This window comes from uncultured Gemella sp. (genome assembly GCF_963537375.1).
GTDB lineage: Bacteria > Bacillota > Bacilli > Staphylococcales > Gemellaceae > Gemella.
Genome location: NZ_CAUTDQ010000063.1, coordinates 1 through 6,157, shown reverse-complemented (window position 1 = coordinate 6,157; position 6,157 = coordinate 1). Strand labels below are relative to the sequence as shown.

Sequence of the window (6,157 nt, the reverse complement as noted above, 5' to 3'; positions counted from 1 at the left end):
GTAAGTGAGAAAGGTGAGGCGTTAAGAGAAGAAGTCTTACCAGAACTAGTAGTAAGTGAGAAAGGTGAGGCGTTAAGAGAAGAAGTCTTACCAGAATTAGTAGTAAGCGAGAAAGGTGAAGCGCTAATTCAAGAAAGTGCTCCAGTAGGAAAAGTAGAAAAGATTAATGATGGTAAATCAGGAGTTGAAGTAGAATTATTTAATAATAAAATTGATAATATTTCATTAAATGTAAAATCCGTTAAGGATGTTCAACAATTGAGTATCATTAGTAAAGAATTATCTGTAGATAAGGATAAAGTAAGAATCCTAGATTTGAAATTATCTAAGGATAATAACGTAGTACATTTAAACAATGAAAGAATAGTTCGAATAGCTTTACTGGAAAATGAAAGTAGCGAAATTGAAATATATCATGTGGATAAAACTGGTAAGTTAACGTTGATTCCTTCAGAAGTAAATAACAGAGTAGTTCAATTTAATATTAATCATTTTAGTTTGTTTGCGATAGTTGATTTTAATAAAAAGGAGAAATCTAATGAAAAGGAATTAACAATTAATAATATCGAAGGTTCAGCATCGACACATTTTAAAAATAATGAAACTAGAAAAGAAAATTCGAATAATATTGATGGAGCTAGTTATCATTTAAGTGATAATCTTGAAAAATTAAATGCAAATATAACTCAAAATGAAAACCATTTAAATAGAAATAATCAACTTCATAAGTATACTTCAAACAACAAGGATGCTACACAAAATATAGACAAATTGAGTAATAACTTTGAGAAAAAAGAATCTCTTCCAAAAACAGGTAAAACATCTTCTGAACAAGGCACAGTTTTAGTTGGACTAGGATTAATGATAGGTCTTTTAGAAGTTAGAAGAAAGTACAGCAGTAAATAATTAAAAAATGAGAAGTACAAATGATTACAAAATCAAGTGTACTTCTCATTTTTATTTTGAATAAATTTCGATTAATTGCTAAAAACGTTTTTCCATTCAGAACGTTTTTCTAAGAATTTTTTAGCTTCCATTTGAGCACCTTCTAAAGAGTGAGATGCTGCCCATCCACATTGTACTTCATTACATGCTGGCACTTCAGTAGCAACAAGAACATCTTCTAATGTTTTCGCAAGTGCCTCTTCAACTTCTTCGTAACTATCATTGTTGATTACTGATAAGTAGAACCCTGTTTGGCATCCCATAGGTCCGAAGTCTAGTACATTATCAAGGTGATTTCTGATAAGTTCAGCGATTAAATGCTCTAAAGAGTGAAGGTTAGGCATTTCTAAGTGTTCTTTATTTGGTTGGCAAAATCTAATATCATATTTATAAATTTTATCGCCATTATCCCCAGAGTATACACCAACAAGTCTAATATAAGGTGCAACAACTTTAGTGTGATCTAGGTTAAAACTTTCAACATTCATTTTCTTTTCTGTCATCAATATATCTCCATTTCTTTAATTTTATTAGCAGTTATAATTATACTATATTTTTGGAAAATATAAAATTAATAAGAATAAAACTGATGCTCAACTGAACACCAGTTTTAAATATTATTTTTCTAAAGGAATAAGTTTATTCATTATTATTGCTACAATTGCACCAACAGCAATAGGAGAACCTATTAAGTATTGAAGTAACTGTGGAGCACTAGCTTTTAATTCTGCTGGAATAAATAATAATCCAATTGTAAACATTAAAGGTACTCCGATAATGTATAATTCTCTTTCTGAGAAGTCTAGATTTTTAACAACTCTAAATCCGTTTAGCAGGATGATAATACATACTACTGAGAATACTCCACCGATTACTGCAGAAGGAATTGAATTAATTACGGCAGAAAGTTTACCTAAGAATGATAATCCGATAAACCAGAATGAAGCCATAACAAAAACTTTTCTACTAGCTACCCCAGTAATAGAGATAATCCCAGCATTTGTAGAGTAACCAGTAACAGGAGTTGCTCCAACTAGAGCGGCAGCTAAACATCCGATACCTTCCCCGATAACACCTTTGTTAACTTGAGTGTCGCTTAAAGGTTGATTGATAACTGAGCTTACTGCATACCAAGTTCCTGTAGTTTCAGCTAAAAGTACCATGTAAATAATAATCATTGTAATAATAGCAGAGATTTCAAAATGTATACTATAATCTAAGAAAAATAGTTTCGGCATTGAGAAGAAGCTAGCATCTTTAATTCCTTGAGTATTAAAACCATCCATTAAGTATGCAGAAAATGTTCCGATAGCTAAGGCGATAATTACTGAAGAAATTTGGAAAATTCTTTTGAACTTATTAACGTAATTTCCTAAAGTAGAAAATAGAATTAAAGAAGAGGCTGTAATGAATGCTAATAATACATTTTGTTTCATTGTCAGACCATTTCCTTCGATGTAGATATTACTAACAAATGCTGAAGGAAGTAATGTTAATCCTACGATCATAATTATAGTTCCACTAACGATAGAAGGTATGTAATTTTTTACTATATATTTATAAATACCAGAATAACCTAGCAAGATAACTAAAATCGCACCGACAATACTAGCTCCTAGAACAGTACCAAGGTTTTTAGTTCCCATATAAATACCAATAATAGCACCAAGAGGAATGAATGATGGACCTTGACATACAGGTAGTTTTAAATAGAATAAAACTTGAATTAATGATGCAATCCCAGCTCCTAAGAAAGTAGACTGAATTAAACCAGTAGCATCACCGGGTGATAATGCAATAGCTGTTGCTAAAATAAAAGGTGGCACGTAGACATCCATAGCTAGAACGTGCTGTAAACCTAAGATTAGAGATTGTGAAAATGGAATATTTTCTTCAACTCCTATTGTTAAATGATTTTTATTTTTTGACATAAAAACTTTTTTCTCCTTATGTTAAATTTAATTTTACTATTTTTTAAGAATTTGTTTACCTTGAACCCAAACTTCACGAATATTTTCTGAAGTAGAAAGATATAATATCTTTTGAAGAAGATGTTTATCTTCTTCATTATCTATATAATTTGGAAGTTTATTGGTAGGTGTATTGATATCAATGACTTGAAAATCACAAATGTAACCTTCTTTAAAAAGACCAAGTGGCAATTTCAAAGCTTCTCCTCCGCCTGTGGTAGCAAGATAAAATGCTTCAAATATACTAACTTTCGAATCATGAGTACCACGGTTGTCGGCTTTTAGTTTATTATCTACTCCGTCATTTAGCATTCTACTAACCATGACTGTATGCTTTATATTGTCATAAAGACTAGGGGAGAATCCTCCAGAAATATCAGTACCTAAGCAGATGTTTAAGCCTTCTTTTTTCAGTTTATTAACAGGTAACACTGCATTAGCGAAATAAGAGTTAGAGATTGGACAATGGCAAACTGATGATTTTCTATGATTAAAGATCTTTACATCATCAGAATTAACAAAGTTGCCGTGAGCCATTATTGATTTGTCAGTTAATAGACCGAATTGATCTAAAACCTCGCTATCCCTTTTTCCAAATCGTTCGAGAACAAAATTGTGTTCCCAATCACTTTCACTACAATGACTTTGAATATAGCAATTATATTTTTTTGCTAATTTTCCTAATTCAAGAAGTGCATTGTCAGTGCAACTTGGAACAAAACGAGGAGTAATAACTGGATATACACCTTGAAATACATCTTTTGCAAGTGTTTGTAAATCAATAATGAATTTTTCAGTATTATCTATAGCTTCTTTTGTACTATTGTCACGATAGAAATCAGGATTCATTGTTTTATCATCCATAACTACTTTTCCAACGAACCCTCTTTGACCATAACTAGCACAAATTTTTGCTAATTCCAAAGTAGATTCATTATGAATAGTTCCAAAATACATTGCAGAAGTAGTACCATTCGCTAATAGTGTTTTGACCAAATCGGTATATACTTCTCTAGCATAATTGATATCTTTATATTTAGATTCTAAAGGAAATGTGAAATTATTTAACCAATAGCTTAATTCATCATCCAGTGCAAGACCAGCTTGCGGCCATTGAGGAGCATGGATGTGCAAATCTATAAATCCAGGCAAAAGAATTTTATCTTCAAAGTCAGTATAATTACTTTCGTGTAGAACTTTTTCTAGAATTATTTGATAGCTTTCATCTTCTTGTTTAACAATTTTAGAAATAATTCCATTATCTGTAATAAATATTATTGCCTGTTTTAAAAACTCGATTTCGCCATATTTAGGACTATGAAAGAGAGAAGCTTTGATTATTTTTTTGTTATTCATATTTTAATTTCTCCTAAAGAATTTTTATAAATATAACATAGAAAACGAACGTTGTCAATAAAAAAATATAATATAATAAAATTAATTTAAAATAAACGAACGATTAACGGTTGAATCAAATAACAAAGTTCGTAAAAAAACGACGAAGAGCGTTTCCTTCGTCGTTTTAAAATTATTATATTGTATTTTTATCTAAATTCTTTTCTTTCTTTAGAAACTAATGTAGCTACTCTTTTTTGAGCTGTTTCTAAATAGTTTTCTCCATTTTTTAGTAAATCACAAATAATATTTGTAATTTCAACAAAATCTTCTTCTACGTATCCTTTAGTAGTCATTGCTGCGGCACCTAGACGTAAACCGCTAGTTTTCATCGGAGGTAATGTATCAAATGGAATACCATTTTTATTACATGTAATTTGTGATTTACTTAATAGATTACTTGCATCATGACCAGTTACGTTATAAGTAGAATATGTATCAATTAGACACAGGTGGTTATCACTACCATTTGAAACTACAGGAATATTGTTAGCTTTAAATGCTTCAACCATAGCTTTCATATTTTTAACTACTTGTTGTTGGTATACTTTAAATTCAGGTTTAAGAGCTTCAGCAAAACAAATTGCTTTAGCTGCAACAACGTGCTCTAATGGGCCACCTTGTGCACCAGGGAAAATCATTTTATTTATTTTTACTGCGATTTCCTCGTTATTAGTAAGAATAATACCACCACGAGGTCCTCTTAGTGTTTTATGTGTAGTAGATGTAACTACATCAGCGTAAGGTACTGGATTTGGATGTAATTCAGCAGCAACAAGCCCTGCAATATGTGCCATATCGACCATTAAATAAGCACCGACTTCATCCGCGATTTCTCTAAATTTTGCAAAGTCAATAATACGAGAGTATGCACTTGAACCAGCAATAATCATTTTAGGCTTATGTTCTTTTGCGATACGTAGTACTTCGTCATAATTAATTAGGTGAGTATCTTTCGTTACACCATATGAAACAGCGTTAAATAATTTTCCAGAGAAGTTTACTTTACTACCATGAGTTAAGTGTCCACCTGCATCCATACTCATTCCTAAAACAGTATCTCCAGGTGTAAGTAGAGATAGATATACAGCAATATTTGCACTTGATCCTGAGTGAGCTTGAACATTTACGAATTTAGCATCGTAAAGTTCTTTAAGTCTTTCAATTGCAAGTGTTTCGATTTCATCAACTACCTCGCAACCATCATAATACCTTTTTCCAGGGTATCCTTCAGCATATTTGTTTGTTAAAATACTCCCAGTAGCTTTTAGTATATCTTTAGAAACAAAGTTTTCACTAGCAATAAGCTCAATATTAGTATCTTGTCTATGTTGTTCTTTTTCAATTAATTCAAAAATTTTATCCATAATGATGCTCCTTGTTTTATAATTTTTAGAATAGCTGGAATTTATATTTTTAGAAATATAAACTTATAAATTAAATGTATGTATATTAGAAACTATGTTAACTAAAAAATAGTTCTAGTTTTTAAAAATAAATATTTATAAATTAGTTGTTATTCTTTGTCTTATAATAATAGCATAGTATCAAAAATAAATAAACTAAAAAATGAAAAAAATAGTCAAAATTATTAAAAAATTTAATTAATGATGTAAAAATGCGAACATTATATGTAAAATAAGTAAAAAAATAAAAATCACTAGTACAGATTGTGAATTATTTGAAAGATTGGAAGGGGATATGTATAAAATAAATAATAGTATAGTTCTATAGAAAGAGGAATAAATGTAAATAGTAAAAAAATTAGTGAATTTTAATTGGTCTATACTTGATATGTATATTTGTAAATGATGTGAGACAAAAAAAGTTAAAAATAAATACCTGAT

At 30.1% G+C, this 6,157-nt stretch carries 5 protein-coding genes; 1 reads left to right on the top strand and 4 read right to left on the bottom strand.

Features of this window, described 5'->3' with window-relative positions:
* A partial coding sequence (locus RYK99_RS08555) for an LPXTG cell wall anchor domain-containing protein (protein WP_314991809.1) occupies positions 1–906 on the top strand: 906 nt, incomplete at its 5' end.
* A 71-nt stretch (positions 907–977) separates the two neighbouring features.
* Here the strand turns inward: RYK99_RS08555 and RYK99_RS08550 are convergent.
* The 4 genes from RYK99_RS08550 to glyA form a co-directional block, all read right to left on the bottom strand.
* Entirely contained in the window at positions 978–1,448 is a 471-nt protein-coding gene (locus tag RYK99_RS08550; protein ID WP_314991808.1) for an S-ribosylhomocysteine lyase, read from the bottom strand.
* 114 nt (positions 1,449–1,562) lie between these two features.
* Complete coding sequence (locus tag RYK99_RS08545) at positions 1,563–2,876, bottom strand: solute carrier family 23 protein (RefSeq protein ID WP_314991807.1); 1,314 nt, start codon at positions 2,874–2,876, stop codon at positions 1,563–1,565.
* Positions 2,877–2,912: 36 nt separating this feature from the next.
* Positions 2,913–4,271 (bottom strand): guanine deaminase, encoded by a 1,359-nt coding sequence (gene guaD, locus RYK99_RS08540; RefSeq protein WP_314991806.1) that lies wholly within the window; start codon positions 4,269–4,271, stop codon positions 2,913–2,915.
* Between the two features lie 188 nt (positions 4,272–4,459).
* Complete coding sequence (glyA, locus tag RYK99_RS08535) at positions 4,460–5,677, bottom strand: serine hydroxymethyltransferase (protein ID WP_314991805.1); 1,218 nt, start codon at positions 5,675–5,677, stop codon at positions 4,460–4,462.
* Positions 5,678–6,157: the final 480 nt, after the last annotated feature.

Coding starts and splice junctions, on each gene's coding strand:
- RYK99_RS08550 (WP_314991808.1), bottom strand. CDS start 1,448: ATGACAGAAAAGAAAATGAATGTTGAAAGTTTTAACCTAGATCACACT.
- RYK99_RS08545 (WP_314991807.1), bottom strand. CDS start 2,876: ATGTCAAAAAATAAAAATCATTTAACAATAGGAGTTGAAGAAAATATT.
- guaD (WP_314991806.1), bottom strand. CDS start 4,271: ATGAATAACAAAAAAATAATCAAAGCTTCTCTCTTTCATAGTCCTAAA.
- glyA (WP_314991805.1), bottom strand. CDS start 5,677: ATGGATAAAATTTTTGAATTAATTGAAAAAGAACAACATAGACAAGAT.